Here is a 20,047-nt window from a genome sequence, read left to right on the forward strand (position 1 = left end):
ATGGAACGCGAATTCAGTACACGCAAATTGATTATTCTTGGCTCTGCAATCCTATTGGTTACCGTCGGAGGCTTTCTGTTTTGGTCCATGACCATGTCTTTGAGCTCTGCGTCTGTAGCGCACGGTAACTTGGTTGTTGAGAGTAAAAGAAAGCAAATTCAGCATTTACAAGGTGGTTGGGTGAAAGAGGTGTTGGTGAAAGATGGCCAGCAAGTTGAGGTCGGTCAAGTGTTGCTTGAGCTCTCTGATACTAAATCCGAATCCGATTATAAGCGTTACCTTTACCGTAATTTCTCGTTGGTGGCGCAAAAGGCACGTCTTGAAGCGCTTCTGAATGAGTCGGAAGAGCCGAAATGGCAAGAGGTTTTGGTGAATGAACAACAAGATTCGTTGATTGTTATGCCTATCGTAAATAGTGAGCGAGTACAGTTCGAACAAGGGTTATTGCGAAAGCAATTGATTGACTCGTTATACAACCAAAAATCGACCCTTTACAAAGAAAAGATTCAGGGTAACCAGTTTCAGAAAAAAGCAGTGGCTTCACAGCGTGATTTGATCAAACAAGAGATCGATATGACGAAAGGCTTAGTTGCTAAAGGGTACGTGTCTAAAACTCGTATGTTAGAGCTTCGTCGTCATCTAGCTCGAATTGAAGGCGAGCTAGCGGAAATTAACGTCACTATCGACGTGACCAAGCGAGAACTTGAAACCTTGGAGCAAAGCTACAAAAGTCAGCTATTAGATTTAAAACGCGATTATGCTCAGCAGCTAAAGTCCGTTAACGATGAGGTACGGGACGTTAAACAAGTGATGAATACCTTGGAAGACGTGCGTTCACGTATCCAGATTCGTAGCGAGTTTAAAGGACGTGTTGTTGGGTTAAATATTTCCAGTGTTGGTGGTGTGGTACGTCCGGGGCAAGTGTTGATGGAGATTGTGCCAGACAGCGATGAATTGATTGTTGAGGCAATTGTGCCCCCTCGAGACATTGATATTGTCCGTTCAGGACAGGACGCAAGGATTCGGTTAACGGCATACAGCGCCAGGCAAGTACCGCCAGTACTGGGAGAGGTGATTCATGTATCTGCTGACAGAGTGATTAAAGGTGGTGACGCGGATGAAAAAGACCAAGGTTATTTGGTGAAAATCCGGTTTGATCGTGATGACCTTCAATCATTGCAAGCTGAAAACCACATTGAGCTGTACCCGGGGATGCTTACGGAGGTGCTGATTTTGGTCGAAGAACGTACGCTTTGGGATTACCTGATAGGCCCATTAACCAGTGGGATGGCTAAAGCCATGAGGGAGGCGTAATGGATGAGTCGATGGTGTTTTGGTTAGGGTTCTATTTGTGCTTCTTTGCAATGAGCACGTACGTTGGTTTCAAAAAGAACAACCTAGTTGCCGGTGTGCTCTTAGGCTATGTCTTGGGTCCAATTGGTCTGATTTTGTTATTGATGAGCAGTGACCGAAAACAGGGAACCTGTCCACACTGTTCGCAACGGATTGACCGTCAATCTTATATCTGCCCGAAGTGCGAACAAAAGTGTTACAAACAAGTGATTTAAGGAGGCTACTGTGAGTAAAGGAACTATTGTGTTGATGACAGCTGTAGCTATAACGTCGACCGCAGCAGCAGGTTATTTTGGATATAAGAACGCCAGCATTGAATCGCGAATCGATACCTTGATAGCCGAAAAAGTCTCGGAAAAAGAAGCGGATATAGAAGCATTGAATGAGGTTATTACAGAGCTGACGGATCAAATGGCTTCAATGACATACGTTAAGCAAATGGATGATGAGACGTATGAAAAACAGGTCGCGGCAGCAGATCTCAAGCTGGTGGAAATGTCACAAGAAATAGACGAGCTAACTGAGAAACTAGCAGCCTCAAATATCGCATTAGCTAAGGCGAATAAGTCGGCTCGTATATACCGCTCTCGATACCTCTCAGAAAAAGACTCCGTTAAGAGCGCCAAGCTTGCGATGAATGAGCAATTAGCCAAAGAAAAGATCGCACTTAAGCAACAGAATCAAAAAGCCCTAGCGGCTCAACGAACGGAGTTAGAAGGCGAGTACTCAACACAAGCCCAAAGAGCAGAGACTGAGAAACGTGTCGATGAAATTATGACTAACTTCTCTAATCTGCGTGTGGACTTAGACTTGGTTAATAAGTGTGATCCTGAGTACTTAGAACGTTATGGGGAAGCGAAAAGCATGCTCAACCATATGAGAACTTACATTCAACAAAACGATCTAAATTCGGAATACTACTTCTTTGTGATTTCTAATGACGCTCAAATAACCCGTAAAACCCGAGAGTTGTGTATAGAGGGGTAATCGAAATCAGTTCCGTTAGATATCTGGGAACAATATAGCTTTTTAAATGGACTCATATGAGTCCATTTTTTGTTTTCTAAGACGCTGAAAAAGCTTTGCGGCTGATGCACCTTTGTGCTGGCGACTGAGGCGAGCTTATAGCTAGGTATAACGACGAGGGTTGGTTACATGATAGTATCAGTTAATTGACAGGGAATTGGTTAAGCAATGGAAGAGTAGCCAACAGGTTAGGGAAGTAAACACATTGTTTTGGCTTAGTAGTCTTAGAATAGAAAGCGGCTCATAATGAGCCGCTTGTTGGTGAGTTAGGTTAATGAAGAGTGTTATACGTCGTCTGAATCTGGGAAGTTGATGTCACCGCTATTCAAGTCACTCCAGATAACCACTTCTTGTCCTGCTTCACTTTCAAAGCGATAGCCGTATAGCGAGCCAGTGTCGATGTTGCTTTCACGATAGATGTCTTGAAGACTGTCGCTCATCTCTAGGTGACTCTCAGTAAGCTGCCAGCCCCAACCGGAAACATCGATACTGCTTGCACCGGTACATACGAACTGACCAGCGGTATCACCTGCAGTGTTATTGGCTGCAATCTTATCGAGAGCAAGTGCGAGTTCTGTGTCACTTGAGCTGATCTTCACACCCTCAATCTCTTGGAATGTATTGTGCGTCATATCGATCATTTGGCTTTGATTGTCACCACCCACAACCAGGACATCGAAGTCTGAACCTCCGCTAAAGTGAACAACACCAGCTTCACCAGACTCGACTTCGCTAGAGTCAAATATCAGTTGGTCATTACCCGCACCGCCATAAAGTTGGTCGATACCTTCACCACCATCTAAGATGTCGTTACCGACTTGGCCGAATAGGATGTCATTGCCTGAATCACCCGACAGTTTATCGTCGCCTTCGCCGCCATCTAGGGTATCTGCGTTATTATTACCACTTAAGGTATCGTTGCCTTCACCGCCTGACACATAATCGTCACCAGAGCCGCCAGACAATTTATCGTCACCGCTTGCACCATATAACATATCGTTGCCTCCATTACCTGATAGTGTGTCGTCGCCGTCTTCACCAAACAGTGTATCGGCAGAGCCGCCGCCACCTAGGTTATCGTCTCCAGAACCGCCCCAAAGTGTATCTTCGCCTGAATCACCTCTAAGGGTATCGTTGCCTTCACCACCCACGAGTGTGTCATCACCAGAGCCACCAGATAGGTAGTCGTTACCTGCTCCGCCATCCAGAGTATCTTGGTCATTCTGACCATACATGATGTCGTTGCCTTCGCCACCTTCGAGGGTATCGTCTCCATCTCCGGCATATAGTTTATCGCTATCAGCACCACCGAATAAGCTATCGTTGCCTGCACCAGAAGATAGGGTATCGGCACCTGTACCGCCGTAAAGGGTGTCTGAGCCACTACCAGTCGTGACCGAATCGTTCCCGTCATCACCAGAAACAGTGCTGTTGCCAGAGTTCACTCTGATAGTATCGTTACCTTCACCACCTGCGATGGTGTTGGTTTCACCACTCGCAGTGATATTATCGTTTCCTTCACCGCCTGTGATGTTGTTGGTGCCGCCACTGGCTGTGATCGTGTCATTTCCTTCGCCACCAGCAATCGTGTTAACGCTGCCAGTCACAGTGATCGTATCGTTGCCGTCATCACCGGAAATGTCATTTACTCCACCGCCGGTAGAGCTGATAACGTCAGCACCTGCACCGCCAGTAACCGTGTTACTCGCACCAGTTAGTTGGATATTGTCATCACCATCACCACCATCGACGATGTTGTTGTCTGACGCATCTTCAATATAGTCATCGCCTTGACCACCCAACAGGGTATCCGCGCCCGAACCACCGAGTAAGGTATCATCGCCTTCGCCACCTGATAGAGTATTACTGCCGCCTTCTGCAATGAGTTTATCGTCGCCCAAACCACCAGATAGGGTATCGTTGCCCGCGCCTGAGTAGAGTTGGTCATCCCCAGCATCGCCTGACAAGTTATCATTGCCAGCACCACCGAAAATAAGGTCGTTGTCATCACCACCAGATACGGTATCGTGACCTTCGCCCGCATCAATTAAGTCTTCACCCTCGTTACCAGACAGGTTGTCATTGCCCGCTGCACCAGAGAGAATATCGTCACCCAAGCCGCCAGTTGCTGTATCAGCTCCTGAGCCACCATAAAGTGTGTCAGCACCTTCACCGAGTGTGATTTTGTTTGCACCATCCTCGCCATACACGGTGTCATCACCGGTGCCTGCATCCACAGTGTCGTCACCGCTACCGGCATAAAGAACATCGTCTCCGTCTGCACCAGTAATCGTATCGTTATCGGCGCCACCGTATAGCGTGTCCGCTTGTTCGCTTCCGATAAGCGTATCGTTACCTTCGCCACCGAAAATGTTGTGGCTACCTGTTTCTGCAGCAATCAGTGTATCGTTACCTTGCTCACCAAGTAGAGTGTCTTGGCCGTCATCGCGAATGACGTCGTCACCTTCGCCGCCGGCAAGAAGGTCATAACCATCACCACCAATAAGTTCATCGTTACCCGCGCCACCAAATAGTGCGTCGTCGCCGTCACCACCTTTCAGTACGTCGTCACCACTTCCAGCGTCAATGTGGTCATTTCCTGCACCAGCGTCGATAGTATCCGCACCATCACCTGCGTATATCTGGTCAGCACCTTCGCCAGTATCGATATTGTCTGAGTTGATACCACCATAGACAGTATCGTCTCCTAGGCCTGTTGCGATGGTATTTGATCCGGACTCACCATAAACGGTGTCGTTACCTTCTCCAGTTGTAATGTTATCGGTACCTGAACCTGCATAAACGGTGTCATGGCCAGCGCCAGAGGTGATAGTATCGTCACCTGAACCACCAGATAGAAGGTCATCTTGGTCTGAACTGACAAGTACATCGTCACCGTCCTCACCATAGATTTCGCTGCGACCGGCACCACCGTCGAGTTGGTCATCACCCGTACCGCCAACTAGAATGTCGTCGCCTTCTTCACCTTTGATGATATCGTCGCCGTCATCACCAATTAGAGTATCGCTACCTGTACCACCGTGGATAACATCATCGTTGCCGCCACCTAGCACTGTGTCATTACCGGCGCCTGCGTAGATCTCGTCGCTACCTTGGTTACCTTCAATGAAGTCGTCACCTTCGCCGGCCTGAATTGAGTCATCACCGCTACCACCGTAGAGGCTATCGTTCTCTGCAGAGCCAGTTAGGGTATCTTGACCATCTCCACCATATAGTTCACTTGCATTTAGACCTGCGTTGATAACATCATCACCACCTTCACCAAAGAGTTGGTTGTTACCTTCGACGCCCTCAATAATATCGTCACCACCACCAGCGAAAACTTTGTCATCACCGGTTCCGGCATCAATTACGTCAGCGCCTTGGCTAGTGAAGGCAGTATCGTTGCCAGCACCTAGTGTCACTTTGTCATCACCGCTGTCGGCATAAACAGTGTCGTCACCCGCGCCAGAGCTTATTGTATCGTTACCAGCACCACCAGACAGTAGGTCATCTTGATCTGCACTGGTAATAACATCATCACCATCTTCGCCGTAAATCTCACTGCGGCCTGTACCGCCATCAAGTTGGTCATTGCCTAAACCACCAACTAGAACATCCTCGCCTTCGCCACCAGTGATGATATCGTCGCCAGCCTCACCGATGAGAGTATCGTTACCTTCGCCACCGGAAATAACGTCATCACCTTCGCCACCAAAACCAACATCATGGCCCGCGCCTAGATTGAGCGTATCATCGCCATCGTTGCCCTCGACCACATCATCGCCAGCGTCTGCTGTAATAGTGTCGTTGTCCTGTCCACCGTAGATCTTGTCGGATTCAGTTGAACCAGTCAGTGTATCTTCACCGCTACCACCGTAGAGTTCACTGGCATTCAAACCTGCAGTAATGGTGTCATTACCTTCTTCGCCGAACAGTTGGTTGTTGCCAGATACACCTTGAATAACGTCGTCGTCAGCACCTGCATAAACTTGGTCATTACCTGCGCCTGCAACGATGGTGTCTTGTCCTGCACCAGTAAACGCCTTGTCATGACCTTCACCAAGGTTGATATTATCGGTGCCACTGCCTGAGTAAACAGCATCGTGGTCAGCGCCTGAATCGACCGTATTGTCTCCGTCGCCTGCATAAACGGTGTCGTGGCCCGCGCCAGTTTGAATCGAGTCTTGTCCAGCGCCTGCATACATTAGATCGTCGCCAGAGCCGGAATCTATGGTGTTATCGCCGTCGCCCGCAAAAATGGTGTCATGGCCTTCGCCAGTATCAATAGTATCGTCACCGAAATCGGTGTAGACAGTATCGTCGCCAGCACCAGACGTAATTTGGTTGTGGCCCGTTTCACCAAATACCGTGTCTGCGCCTTCTCCAGTATCAATGATGTCATCACCAGAACCGGCATAAACTTGGTCGTCACCAAGACCCGTTGTGATGGTATCGACACCCTCATTACCATGAATAATGTCGTCACCTTCGCCACCATCAATCACGTCATCGCCTTCGCCACCAAAGAGTTGGTCGTTACCAGCGCCACCGGTTAGTGTGTCATCGCCAATATCACCATATAGCGTGTCGTGTCCCTCACCACCACTCATGGTGTCATCACCGTATTCACCCACTAAGGTATCGTGACCTTCACCACCTGTGATGGTGTCGTCTCCGTTGCCGCCGAGTAGTAGGTCGTTACCCGCATCGCCCGATATTTGGTCAGCACCTGCGCCACCGAGTACGAAGTCGTCGCCTTCGCCACCAGAAATGACATCGTCACCTTCTTCACCATGAATTTCGTCGTTGCCTTGGTTGCCTTCAAGAACATCGTCGCCTTTACCACCGAAGAGTTTATCGTTACCTTCGCCGCCGTAAAGGGCATCTTGACCGTCATCACCGATTAGAGTGTCGTGTCCTTCGCCGCCATGAAGAGTATCGTCACCTAACTCACCCATGAGTAAGTCATCGCCTTCGCCGCCATGAATAGTGTCGTCGCCGTCAGAACCGAGTAGGGTGTCGTTGCCTGTGCCACCATCTAGGTAGTCGTCCCCGTTACCGCCGACCAAGACATCGTCACCTTCTTCGCCATATAAAGTGTCATCGTTAATGTCGCCATCTAGGAAGTCATTACCTTCACCGCCGTAGATGGTGTCGCTACCTTGCTGGCCTTTAAGAATGTCATCGCCGCTACCACCATCAATGGTGTCGTCGTAAATGTTGCGAACGGCTACGTTCATGTCATCGATGGTAGAGATCGGCTCGCCGTTTTCGTTTAGGAAAGTAAAGGTAACTTCGCCATTGTTACCAATAGAGGATTCAGGAATTTCTGTATCGACGGTGATATTACCGTTAGCATCTACCGTCGCGATTTGAGAAGCGATGATGGTGCCGTTTTCATCGGTAAGTTGAACTGCCACTGTACTGTTTGCTGCTAAACCACCTACTGTGGTTGAGGTGTTGACAGCTTGATTGACAGCAAAATTGTCTAATCTAACCGTGTGAGAAGACTGTTGCTCGTTGGTTTCAGCATCAAACTCGTAAGCGGTGTAGGATTCACCCCATGAGTCATCGCCACTTAGTGGCGTATCGTTGTTCTCTTCAAGACCGTATTCTACATCGCCTAGTACGGTATCATTGCCACTGCCTGTAGAGATTTTGTCGCTACCTTCTCCCGCAGTGACAAAGTCATCACCCGCAAGCGTGCTTATCTCATCGTTACCAGCACGGCTGTTTACCGCGTCACCTTGATCTGTACCAACAATAAGATCGTCGTGTTTTGTTCCTTCCATGAGCCTTCTCCTAGCCGTATTAGGTGATATTTTCTGACGTTACGGTTCAAATAATCTGGCCTCGCAATTAGCACGTTTATTTGAATCTCATATTGCTAATTGCATTTATGGTGCCAGTTGCATATTTTGAGCTGTAACTTAAGATTAGACGGCTTGAAGATGTTTGCCACAAAGATTCTCAAAATGAATGAAATCAACAACTAATGGTCGAAAAAATTTAGAAAGCAAAACTGTATGCTAGGGTGATTGAGCCATCTTTGAAACGACCCGTACCTTCACCTCTGTCAGAAGAGTTCCAGCGATTCCCAGAATAATTGTTATATTGCAAAGTGATGGTACCCGGTCGCCAGTCAAAATAACCGAAACCGTAGGTATAATCTGGGTTCCAGGGCTGTTGTTGCTGTTTGTCAAAATAGTAAAACGCGGTGCCATTGACATACCAGTTGCCCCAAATTGAGTATTTACAACCTAGACTCAAGGTTTGGTGGTTGTTTTTGTATTCGGTTGTCGCAAGATTGAAATACTCAGGTGTGAAGTTATAGTCAATTTGACAACCTATGGCTCCGTCGTCAGTAAATCTGAATAGATCGACGAAAGGCGATTTGATGGGGAACTTCCAACCAAGCGACCAAGTTCCTTGCTTAAACTCTGTTCGATTTTGTCCAGGATCGGGATTAAATCTGTTCCCGCCATAGTTCGCATAGACCAAACTTAGTGTATAAGGACGCCAATCACTGTAACCAAACACGTAGGTGAAGTCCGGATTCCATGCTTGTTGTTGATCGCTATCTAGATAGTGATAAACCGTACCAGACACAAACCAAGCGCCAGCAATTGTGTATTTTAGCGAAAGGGTTAGGGTTTTATTGAGGTTGGTTGGCCCTTGAGTACTGCCTGCTGGAATGTTGGCTGATTCGGTTTCAGCCAAAGGTTGGTGATAACCGACATTGCCGCTCAAACCATCAAAGAGTTCTCTGTCTTCCCAATCCTGAAAAGGAAAGGCAAATGAGCTTGATACTCCCTTCCAAATTTCATCTATTTCGTCATCGGTTGGTACTTTAGGTGCAGAGGGTTGATTACCAACACTTGATAACGTCGCACTCTCTTGAGGAGGGGGAGCATGAGGAGCAGTGTTTGCCAGAAAACTGTCAGCCCATGCACTATTCGACAATAGAACAATACCGATAAGTAATCTGCGCTGAATCATTACTGTCATTTCTAACAATTCACTCCCTGTAATTGTGTTAAATACCGCACAACGTTAACTTAAGTATAACAAATATATAAGAAACAATTTGCAAAGCAATGAGTTGAGTCTAATCTAAAGTAATAAAGCACGTGAACCAAAGCCAAAATCATAATTGGCAGAAGTGTGATAAGAACGTCATAAAAGGCTTAGGGTAAAGAATGAAGGATATTCTGCTTGTTGATGATAACCGAACCATATTGGTTTATATGAGTTCGGTTTTAAAAAAGCGTGGTTATCAAGTACATACTGCAACTGGTGGTGAAGCCGCTTTGCAGATGTTAGCGGATAACAACGATATTCAGCTTGTACTGAGCGATTGGATGATGCCAGGTATGAGTGGAGTAGAGCTGTGCAGCGAGCTTAAGTCCAAAAACTATAACCGTTACATTTTCTTTGTGCTTCTCTCTTCAAAGGGCGATGAAGCGTCCATCATCAATGGTATTGACGCAGGCGCGGATGATTTCATTGATAAGAAAACCTCAATAGATGAACTCGATGCGCGAATCCGCGCAGGCTTTCGAACTCTGGCGCTTCACAATGAAGTTGTCGACAAAAATACTAAATTGGATCAAGCCTACGAAACGATCAAGCGTGACCTTGATTCTGCCAGCGAATTGATTCGACAAATCCTGCCCAAAACTAAACATTTCAGCTGTGTTGAGCTTAGCTATATCTCAATTCCTAGCGCTCAGGTGGGGGGCGATATGTTGGGTTACATGCAGCTTGATACTGATCATGTAGCCTTTTATCTGTTCGACGTCGCGGGTCATGGTGTCTCTTCGGCTCTTATGTCGTTCTCAGTGCAAACCAGCTTATCGGTTCAGAACGGCAGTTCTTCGGTGGTTCTGAAAAACGATGGTGATACATCAACAGTGTGCGCGCCTGCTGATGTGGTATCTAAACTCAATGAAATGTACATGAGTAGTGATGCCAATATCCTTTACTTCACAATGATTTATGCCGTACTAAACATAAAAACAGGCCTTATGTCTTACTGCTGCGCCGGTCATCCACCTTTAGTTTGGTACCACGGCAACCAAGGAAATGCAGAACTGATTGGTCACGATAACTTTGTTGTTGGGGCCTTTGATGATGTGGAATACCAAGCTGCACAAATTCAACTCGAACCAGGCGATAAAATCTGGTTTTACTCAGACGGTATTACAGAAGCAGATAACGGAGACGAGCAGTACTCTGAAGAAGGCTTGCGTAATGCGATCGAACAACTGAATCAATACCCGATTCAACAACAAACCGAATTACTAGTAAATAACGTTAGAGACTGGACGAAGTCAGACTGTTTTGACGACGACGTCAGTGTTCTAGTGGCGGAATGGAAAGGTCCTCAAGAAGGAGACGCTCAATGCGATATGAAATTAGTCAACAAGGCAACAGCACAGTTCTTCAAGTAAACGAAGAGCGATTTGACGCCAAATTAGCACCCCAGTTTAGAGAAGTTTTAGAGACACTTACTCCGGAGCTATCACCAAACGTAGTGCTTGATATCAGCAACGTTAAGTTTATGGATAGCAGTGGCTTAGGTGCGGTAATGGGCGTGTACAAAATGCTTCGTGACAAAAAAATCGCGGTTGCTAACGCACAGAAGCCGGTGCAAGACCTGTTTAAACTTACGCGTATGGATAGGCTAATCAAGACGTATACCAGTGTCGACGAAGCACTCGCAACGGCTGTGTAAAAGGGGGGACGTGAAATGAAAGGAATGATCTTAGCGGCAGGGAAAGGTACACGAGTGAAGCCAATCACTCAGTCGCTGCCTAAGCCAATGATTCCAATTCTAGGCAAGCCGGTAATGGAATCTATGATTGAGCTCTTTTCACAACACAATATCAATAAGATTGTGATTAATACTAGTCACCTTGCGGAAGTTATCGAAGGCTATTTCGGCGATGGACACCACTTCGACGTTCAACTTTCTTACTCTTACGAAGGGGAGTGTGTTGATGGGCAATACCAGAGCAAAGCGCTCGGTTCTGCTGGTGGAATGCAAAAGATTCAGCAGTTTTCTGGCTTCTTTGATGAAACTTTTGTAGTTGTTTGTGGCGATGCTTGGATCGATTTGGATCTTACAGAAGCCGTTCGCAAACATAAGAAGAATGGTGGTATCGCAACCATCATTACTAAAAGTGTCATCTTAGATGAAGTTGAAAAATACGGCGTTGTCGTTGCGGACGAAAAAGGGCTAGTCACCAGCTTCCAAGAAAAGCCATCAAAAGAAGAAGCTCTCTCTACGCAGATTAACACGGGTATCTACATCTTTGAGCCTGCGATCTTTGACTACATTCCGAAAGAGGGTGAATACGATATTGGTAGTGAGCTGTTCCCAATGTTGGTAGAGAAACACGTCCCGTTTTATGCGGTTGAAATGAATTTCCAATGGCTCGATGTAGGCAACATTACGGATATCTGGAGTGTGACCAAAGATATCTTAGAAGGAAAAGTTCCCGGTTATCGTATTCCTGGCACCCAAGTGAAAGCTGGGGTGTGGGTCGGGATCAATACGGTTGTTGACGTGAATAACTGTAATCTTCAGCCTCCCGTTGTAATAGGTAGCGGATGTAAAGTCGACCCGAATGCGAAAGTTATCGGTCCTGCGCTTATCGGAGCCAATTGTCAGTTGGATGAAAAAGCAGTGGTCGAAGAGTCACTTATCTTCGATAACATCCATATCAAGGAAGGTTGTCATATTAAGCATCAAACCATCTTTGGTCAGTACTGTATTGGGCATGATGGCGAACAGAACCACGACTTGGACTGGTGCAATCTGAGAACCTATGCCGCGCACAATCGTGTATCTGACATGTTGAATGGTATGTAGCAGAGGAGTGTGCCGATGTTAGACGTATTCGAACAAGCTTACAAAAGTTCTTTGGAGACTTCGCGACAAGTCGCAGTAGAGCTAAACGATTATTGGTCTGGTATAGGCATTTCTCCCGTGTTAGCCACTCAGTTAGAGCTGTGTGTGGTCGAGATGGTGAATAACACTTACATACATGCGTATAGCGAACAAGAAGGCAAACCAGTCAAAGTAAAGTGCAATCTGAATGAAGACTCAGAAACAAAGACCATCTGTATCGACATCATCGATAGAGGCGAACCTATGACACAAACTCAATTGGAAAAAGCTTTGTCCAACGAGTTTGTTGATATGGATCCTGATGACGACACTACTTGGGCAACGTCTGGAAGAGGATTCATGATTGTCTCTGCGCTGATGGATGACATTAAGCTACGTGTAGAAGATGGAGAAAACTGCTTCATGATGACCAAAGAACTTGAGGAAAGTGACCTCATAGAAAACGTGTGTCCCCCCTGATTAGAACATTCTAACAAGAGCTGGCTAGGTCAATAAAATAGGGAAAGGAACAAATGGATAATTATTTTGAGAAATTTGAGCACAGGGTTCCACCAGAGCCTGTACCTCATAGTATTCCCAGAGAACTTCTATATCAGTATTTAGCAACATGTAACTTAACACTCGGCATTTGGTACCTAGGTTGGCGCTGGATGTATGCTCTAAATTATGATGCATTGTGGTTTTCGTTACCTTTGGCATTTGCGGAGTCTTGTGCCTTTATTGGTTCGATGCTGTTCACTTATAACTTGTGGAAAGTTGAGGACGAACCTAAGAAAGCGCCACCATATAAGATCTCGGAGTGTAGTCTCGACACTGAAGAAGACAGGCCAATCAGTGTTGATGTGTTCTTTCCCAGTTACGATGAAGAACCTGAACTGGTTAAGCTGAGTATTTTAGACGCACAGAAAATCACTTACCCGCATGATATCACGATCAAAATCTTCATTCTTGATGATGGCAAGCGACCAGAAATGGAAGCGATGGCTAAGGAAATGGGGGTTGGCTACATTACTCGTGACGGTAATGTTGGCTTCAAGGCGGGCAACCTGAGAAATGCAATGGAGCGCACCAGTGGTGACTTCGTTGTTATCTGTGACGCTGATACGCGCCCGTTCTCTACTATTCTTGAAAATACCCTTGGCTACTTTAGAGATCCTACAGTTGCTTGGGTTCAAACACCTCAATGGTTTTTTGACTTACCTGAGGGCGAGCGCTTACCTGAATTCCTTGAAAGAAAAATGGGTACTTGGGCAAAACCTATCGGTTCAGGCATAGAAAAATTCTATGGTCCGGTAACACTTGGCGAAGACCCGTTTGTTAACGACCCACAAATGTTTTACGACGTCATTCAACGCCGTCGTAACTGGGTTAACTCTTCATTCTGTTGTGGCGCAGGCTCAATCCACCGTCGTGAAGCGGTAATGGAAGCGGCGTTAAGAGCTTACGCAGAGCAGATCACAAAAGAACAAGACGAAATTGAAGCGCAGATACGTCGTTTAACTAAAGAGAAGAAGGTTGAACAGTCGGTATCAGATAACCTGCGTGATGAAATCTTGTTTGATACGGAATTTACACCTTACAAGTTCCACGTATCTGAAGACCTCTATACGTCGATCGTACTTCACTCTGACCGCGAGCGTAACTGGCGCTCGGTAATGCACCCAAATGTGGAAAGTAAAATGCTTTCTCCACAAGATTTACAAACGTGGACAGTACAACGATTTAAGTACTCTGGCGGATCGATTGATATCTTTATGAACGATAATCCGATCTTTCGCAAAGGTCTGAATTTTAAACAGAAGCTGATGTATGGTGCGAGTTTCTGGTCTAACTTGTCAGCAATCTGGAATATTGTTTTCTTAGCGTGTCCAATCATCTACTTCCTTACTTCAATTGCACCAGTAAGCGCCTATGACGTGACATTCTATTTGCACTTTTTACCTTATGTGATCACAGCTGAGTTGGCGATGATGACAGGTACTTGGGGCGTTGCGGGATATAAGGGTAAGACGAACTTCCTTTCATTCTTCCCGGTTAACTTACGGGCGTTATGGACAGTGTTACGCGGGCGGAAGATCAGCTTCCCAACAACACCGAAAGAGCGACAAACAGGTAATTTCTTCAAGTTAGTAATACCACAAGCGATGGTTTTCGGATTAAGTCTGTTTAGTCTGTTGTTTGCGTGGTTTGGTCATTCAACCGGTTCATGGGGAGATTACTCTGTGGGCGGTCTCGTTCTAAATACATTTTGGATTCTAAATAACATGTTAGCGATGTGGGGAATGATCGCTGCAGCATTCTGGACACCACCAGCTGAAAGCGAAGGTGAAGAAACTACCAATTCAGAGGAGTTGAAGTATGGGGTTTAAAAAGTCGATGGTTAATGCTCGCCATCATATTGTGTTCATCTTGGGCTTAGCGACAGCGCTTATTATTGCTTTCAGCATCGAGACTCGTGAATCGGGAAGAGTACTTGGAAATATTACCTTTGAAATTCCAGAAGACATCCCATTCAAGTCTTCACGGGTTTTGTCAGAACAGGAGTTCGAGTGGGCTAACGTAGCTTGGCAGTATTTCGAGAACAACTACCAAGAAAATACCGGTTTGGTGAATTCAGTAGATGGTTATCCATCAACGACCATGTGGGATACCGCTTCTTATCTAATGGGACTCATTTCAGCAGAGAAGATCAACATCATCTCAACTGAAGAGTTTGAGCTGCGTATGGAAAAGGCATTGACGACTCTAGCGCGTTTGCCTCTTGTTGATGGGTTATTACCAAATAAAGCTTACAACACGCAAACGCTCGAGATGGTGGATTACGCTAACAAACCTGTTGAAAATGGTATTGGTTGGTCGGCGATCGATATCGGTCGAATCCTTGTTCCTATGAACATTATGATTTGGCAGTACCCACAATTTAATAAGCAGATAAACGACGTCCTTAACCACTGGAAAGTGAGTGCAATGTTGGTCGATGGTTATATGTACGGTGCCCGTCCTACATCAGATGCGAGTGTTATGGAGCTGGTACAAGAAGGTCGTATCGGCTACGAAGAGTACGCATCTAAATCATTAGCCTTGATGGGACGTGATGTATTTAACTCTATGAAATATATCGATTACCTAGACATGGTTGATATTTACGGTATCGAAATTCCGACTGATAAACGTGACCCTTCAAAATTCCACGCTCATAACTATGTAGTAAGTGAATCTTACATTCTTGATGGTATCGAGTTTGGTGCGGACAGCGTGTCTAAGGTATTTGCACATCGCATTTTCCAAGCCCAAGAGCGTCGCTATGAAGACACAGGTATTGTTACCGCGGTGAGTGAAGATAACGTCGATGAGGCACCATACTTTGTCTACAACACCGTATTCTCAGATGGTGAAAAATGGAATGCCATCTCTGATGACGGTAAAGATCAATCACATCTAAAAACACTTTCGACCAAAGCCGCATTCGGTTGGTACGCGCTTTATGATTCAGATTACACCGATGTTCTGATCAATGAGGCTTCTACTCTGTATTCGGATGACAAGGGTTGGTATTCAGGTCGCTATGAAATTGATGGCCGTACTAACAAAGCAGTGACAGCAAACACCAACGGAATCGTATTAGAGTCATTGGCTTATATCGAGAATGGACCTCTATTGACGATTGGTGAGTTGAAGTAAATCAGCGAATTAAAATAATAAGAAGGAATTTATATGCGAACGATTAGTCTTGGCTTGATCACTCTTGCAATCGTTGGTTGCGGTAGTAAATACAATCAATTCTCTGATGACATTATTGACCGAAATACACACTGGACTGTCCCTAAACCTCGTCATGGTGAGTTGACTGAGAAAGAGATGGATATGGCTCGTATCGCTTGGAAGTACTTTGAAAATAACTACCAAGAGTCGACGGGATTGGTAAACGCGGTAAACAACTACCCATCGGTGACATGGTGGGATGCGGCATCCTATCTCGCGGGTATGACCAGTGCGTATGAATTGGGGATTATCGAAAAAGAAGAGTTTGATAGACGACTCGTTCGCTTCTTGACCACTTTAAATACACTCGACCTATTTATGGGTGAGCTACCTAACAAGGCGTATAACACCCAGACCGCAGCCAAGGTGGACTACGGTAACCAACCGGGTGAAATCGGGTATTCAGCTCTCGACTTAGGTCGTTTGATGATTTGGCTTTATATTCTTAAGAATCGTTACCCAGAATTCGCAACCAGTATCGATTCGGTTATGCTGAGGTGGAACTACTGTAATGTGGTGGACGAAAACGGCACCATGTTTGGCGCGCTACTTGAACCTGGAAAAGAGGTGCAATACCTCCAAGAAGGGCGACTTGGTTATGAAGAGTATGCAGCGAAAGGTTTCGAATTGTGGGGTTTTGATACTACACAAGCTGCGATGGCAGAACCTTACGCAACGATTAACCTATTCGGTTATGACGTTCCGTACGATACTCGTGACCCGCGTAAACTGAAAGCGCATAGTTACGTTGTAACTGAAAGCTATGTGTTGGATGGTATTGAAATGGGCTGGGATTTGGTGGAAGACCGAAGCCCCCATGATTCCAGTTATTCACATGAATGGATCGCAGAGTTCGCTCTACAAATCTACCGTGTACAGGAAGAACGTTATAAACAAACTGGTATTATCACAGCACGTACCGAGCACCAATTAGCCGGCGCGCCATATTTCGTGTACGACACCATTTATACGGATGGTTTCGCATGGAACACCATCTCTGAGGTTGGCGAATACCTGCCACAATTCTCTGCGGTAGCCATTAAAGGTGCAATGGGGATGTGGGTTCTTTGGGATACCGACTATACCGATCTTTTGTTTGACCATGTTTCTACCGCCTATGATCGAGAAAAAGGTTTCTACGAGGGTATCTTCGAGAATGGTACTGGCCTCATCAACACTTTCACTTCTAACAATAACGGCATCACATTAGAGATATTATTGTATAAGAAACAGGGTAAGCTACTTCAATATAAAGACCAGTTGGCACCGAGTTTGTGGGAGAAAGCACTGGAATCACCATTCGGTTATGAGGGTCAGTGCTTGCCTCGTAAAAAGATCAAACCTGTAGAATAAGGTTATTGAATGCTGAAGAAGTGGAGTTTACTTCTGTTATCGGTATCTATATCCGGCTGCGGTGTGGTTTACCAAGGTGTGACTAATGGTGTTGATTCATTCAGTCAATCACAAGTGTTTCGACAAGGTCGTCACGCCCCTTTGACTGAAGAAGAGCTGATGTGGGCACAAACGGCGTGGAAATATATTGATAACAATACCCAAGTCACGACGGGTCTAGTCAATAGTATTGATAATTTTCCTACCACAAATATGGCCGGACTAGCTGACTACCTTATCTCTCTTATTGCTGCGAGAGAGTTTGAGTTCATCTCAAATAAGCAATACGACGAGCGTTTGACTTTGGTGTTGAGTTTCTTAAATGAAATGGATTTGAGTTACGGTTATGCGCCTAACAAGGTATATAGCACGCAAAGCGGCGACATGGTTAACTATGGTAACCAACCACAGGATATTGGTTGGTCATCACTCGACGTTGGTCGCTTATTAATTGCCCTTGCTATTGTTAAGCGACACTCCCCTGAATTCTCCGAGTATGTCGACAAGGCAGTATTGCGTTGGAACTTTTGTGAGTTGATTAGCCTGGATGGTGAACTCTATGGGGGCATGATTCAGGATGGTCAATTAATTCGCTATAAAGAGGGCCGATTGGGGTTAGAAGAGTACACATCTTACGGTTATTTGGACTGGCAGATTGTGCCCGAAAAAGCGATGAACATAGAGCCGTACGACGTAGCAACCATCTACGATATAGACTTGATTTTTGATGGTCGCGACCCACGAGTGTTCAACGTGCTACGTCCAATTTACTCGACACCTTATTTGTGGATGGGACTTGAATTCAATTGGGACAAAGTCGGGGACACTACGTCAAGCGATTCGAAACATACCAACAATACGTTAGCAGCAATGGCGGACGCAATTTACCAAGTGCAAGAGGCTCGTTGGGACAATGAGCGAATCTACACAGCGCGAGGTGAACATGTTGTTACTGGTGAACCTTATTTTGTTTACGATGCGATATATGGCTTAGGAACGCCATGGATAACACTCGCGGAAGACGGCTCTTCACACGATGAAAAAGCACTGGTGTCAACGCGTGTTGCTTTTCAAATGTGGGCTCTGTGGAAAACCGATTATACCGACCGATTGATGACGTTAGTGAAAGAGCTCTACGACCCACAAAGAGGGTGGTATGAAGGTCGCTATGAGCTTACGAGCGCTTATGAGAAAAGCATCAGCTTGAAGACCAATGCAGGTGTGCTAGAAGCTTTGTTATATAAACAGAGCGGTAAACTTTATAAAGCAAATAAATCGAAAGAGTATCGCGACGTTAAGTTTAATTCTCGTTTTGATCATCCTGGCAAATGTATGGTGGAGACATTCCGATGAGGCGCTTGATTACACTTATTTTGTTTGCAGTGTCTTTTCCTACTTGGGCGCTTAATCAAACTTCCATTGAATTGCTAAGCACACCAACGCTTCTTTTGTCCCAAGGCCGTTATTCGCAAGCGGCGACCTTAATGCATCAACAAGCCAACCGGGCACTTAGTCTCGAGAGCCAGATTGGAACCAAAGAAATGTGGCAGACGGCTGCATTGGCCGATGCGCTAGCAGCCATGGCGGCAGAGAAAGTAGAAGACCCTGTCGCGTACGAGTATTGGTCGAACAGCGTTAGATACTTTTTGATGGGGGGAAGCAATTGGAATCAATATCGCCAGCAATTACAGGTGGACTATAAAGCATTTGACGCTCAGTTTTCTATCGCAACGAATTCAGATGGTCCCTCTGCATACGTGGATGATGCGTGGATCCAATTTTCTTCGTTAATTGATATTTGGGAGCAAAAACTAAGCTTTTTTAGATACGAATCTCCGTCAGCAGGACTGATTCGCAAGCAGCCAGCCAATACAATACCAACCGCGAGTGCACCGAGATCGTCTGGTGAACAGCTCAAACAATATACGCCCAACAGTAAACTAATGCTCAATAAGGACTTTTCCAATAAACAGACATTTATTGTCGAACCCACTGAAAACCCTGTTACCGAGAAAAGTGTTATTCAAGAACAACAAGATTTAACAGGGCAAATAGTGACACCGAAAGGATCTGTTCAGGGAACAGAAGGAACCACGCAACAGCAATTTAGTGGTGGTAAGGTAAGCTCGACCAAAGGCAGTTTCCATTCGCCGATTACACCTGTCGTGTCGCAAGCCACAGCGCAGAAGCAAGCTCAGCAAACAGTGTCTTCTGCACCTTCTGCACCACTAAAGTCTGGCAATACTAATGTGAATAGTGCTGAAAGTAGTGATGCAACAATTTCAAACGAGACCGGTGTGACGGTGATTACTCCGCTTGGTACACCAGAAGCCATCGTTGAAACAAACGTATCGAATACCCAAGAGCTAAATTCACCTTCTTCACAACAGGTCGCTACTACAAGCATTGGGCCTGCTATGACGGAAACTCCTGTGGTAGCTGAACCACCTGCGAGTGCCATTCCCAAGGGAAATTTAGGCCAAGCACCAGTACCAGCAGTTCAAGCTATTCAGAGGCGCAGTTTTGCACCAGTAGAAGATAATCAGTAATTATTGGTGAAAAATTCATCTTATGTATTAGGCTTATTTATGTGTG

General features: G+C 45.8%; 14 protein-coding genes. 12 read left to right on the forward strand and 2 right to left on the reverse strand.

The genetic code is table 11. The features are described from left to right. Genes KI743_RS01720 through KI743_RS01730 form a run of 3 tightly spaced genes read left to right on the forward strand, consistent with a single transcriptional unit; the run spans nucleotide 1 to nucleotide 2,340 of the window. The gene (locus KI743_RS01720; protein WP_285464514.1) at nucleotides 1–1,314 is read left to right on the forward strand and encodes an HlyD family type I secretion periplasmic adaptor subunit; all 1,314 of its coding nucleotides are present in this window, start codon (nucleotides 1–3) and stop codon (nucleotides 1,312–1,314) included. After that, nucleotides 1,314–1,568 (forward strand): hypothetical protein, encoded by a 255-nt coding sequence (locus tag KI743_RS01725; protein ID WP_152470511.1) that lies wholly within the window; start codon nucleotides 1,314–1,316, stop codon nucleotides 1,566–1,568. Before KI743_RS01720 ends, KI743_RS01725 begins: the two co-directional genes overlap by 1 nt. A gap of 10 nt (nucleotides 1,569–1,578) precedes the next feature. Next, nucleotides 1,579–2,340: a hypothetical protein gene (locus KI743_RS01730; protein WP_285464516.1), complete on the forward strand. Its 762-nt coding sequence runs from the start codon at nucleotides 1,579–1,581 to the stop codon at nucleotides 2,338–2,340. Between the two features lie 323 nt (nucleotides 2,341–2,663). Here the strand turns inward: KI743_RS01730 and KI743_RS01735 are convergent, their stop codons facing one another. Continuing rightward, complete coding sequence (locus KI743_RS01735; protein ID WP_285464518.1) at nucleotides 2,664–8,174, reverse strand: calcium-binding protein; 5,511 nt, start codon at nucleotides 8,172–8,174, stop codon at nucleotides 2,664–2,666. Between the two features lie 217 nt (nucleotides 8,175–8,391). Further along, the gene (locus KI743_RS01740) at nucleotides 8,392–9,390 is read right to left on the reverse strand and encodes a hypothetical protein (RefSeq protein WP_285464520.1); all 999 of its coding nucleotides are present in this window, start codon (nucleotides 9,388–9,390) and stop codon (nucleotides 8,392–8,394) included. A gap of 191 nt (nucleotides 9,391–9,581) precedes the next feature. On the opposite strand from KI743_RS01740, the gene KI743_RS01745 reads away from it, so the two are divergent. Genes KI743_RS01745 through KI743_RS01785 form a run of 9 tightly spaced genes read left to right on the forward strand, consistent with a single transcriptional unit; the run spans nucleotide 9,582 to nucleotide 20,001 of the window. After that, nucleotides 9,582–10,835, forward strand: coding sequence for a PP2C family protein-serine/threonine phosphatase (locus tag KI743_RS01745; protein WP_285464522.1), 1,254 nt, complete (start codon nucleotides 9,582–9,584; stop codon nucleotides 10,833–10,835). Next, nucleotides 10,787–11,119, forward strand: a complete 333-nt coding sequence (locus tag KI743_RS01750) for an STAS domain-containing protein (RefSeq protein WP_150869501.1) — start codon at nucleotides 10,787–10,789, stop codon at nucleotides 11,117–11,119. The genes KI743_RS01745 and KI743_RS01750 overlap by 49 nt, the downstream gene beginning before the upstream one ends. Before the next feature lie 15 nt (nucleotides 11,120–11,134). Next, a complete protein-coding gene (locus KI743_RS01755) occupies nucleotides 11,135–12,259 on the forward strand; it encodes an NDP-sugar synthase (protein WP_285464526.1) in 1,125 nt (374 codons plus the stop codon). A 15-nt stretch (nucleotides 12,260–12,274) separates the two neighbouring features. Beyond that, nucleotides 12,275–12,757, forward strand: a complete 483-nt coding sequence (locus tag KI743_RS01760) for an ATP-binding protein (protein ID WP_285464528.1) — start codon at nucleotides 12,275–12,277, stop codon at nucleotides 12,755–12,757. A gap of 53 nt (nucleotides 12,758–12,810) precedes the next feature. Further along, nucleotides 12,811–14,667, forward strand: coding sequence for a cellulose synthase catalytic subunit (locus KI743_RS01765; protein ID WP_285464530.1), 1,857 nt, complete (start codon nucleotides 12,811–12,813; stop codon nucleotides 14,665–14,667). After that, nucleotides 14,657–15,979, forward strand: coding sequence for a DUF3131 domain-containing protein (locus KI743_RS01770; protein ID WP_285464532.1), 1,323 nt, complete (start codon nucleotides 14,657–14,659; stop codon nucleotides 15,977–15,979). Before KI743_RS01765 ends, KI743_RS01770 begins: the two co-directional genes overlap by 11 nt. A gap of 33 nt (nucleotides 15,980–16,012) precedes the next feature. Beyond that, nucleotides 16,013–17,413 (forward strand): DUF3131 domain-containing protein, encoded by a 1,401-nt coding sequence (locus KI743_RS01775; RefSeq protein ID WP_152470520.1) that lies wholly within the window; start codon nucleotides 16,013–16,015, stop codon nucleotides 17,411–17,413. 9 nt (nucleotides 17,414–17,422) lie between these two features. Continuing rightward, on the forward strand, nucleotides 17,423–18,805 hold the full coding sequence (locus tag KI743_RS01780) for a DUF3131 domain-containing protein (RefSeq protein WP_285464536.1): 1,383 nt from the start codon (nucleotides 17,423–17,425) through the stop codon (nucleotides 18,803–18,805). 5 nt (nucleotides 18,806–18,810) lie between these two features. Next, nucleotides 18,811–20,001: a hypothetical protein gene (locus KI743_RS01785; RefSeq protein ID WP_285464542.1), complete on the forward strand. Its 1,191-nt coding sequence runs from the start codon at nucleotides 18,811–18,813 to the stop codon at nucleotides 19,999–20,001. Nucleotides 20,002–20,047: the final 46 nt, after the last annotated feature.

It is taken from the genome of Vibrio sp. D420a (assembly GCF_030248625.1).
GTDB lineage: Bacteria > Pseudomonadota > Gammaproteobacteria > Enterobacterales > Vibrionaceae > Vibrio > Vibrio fortis_A.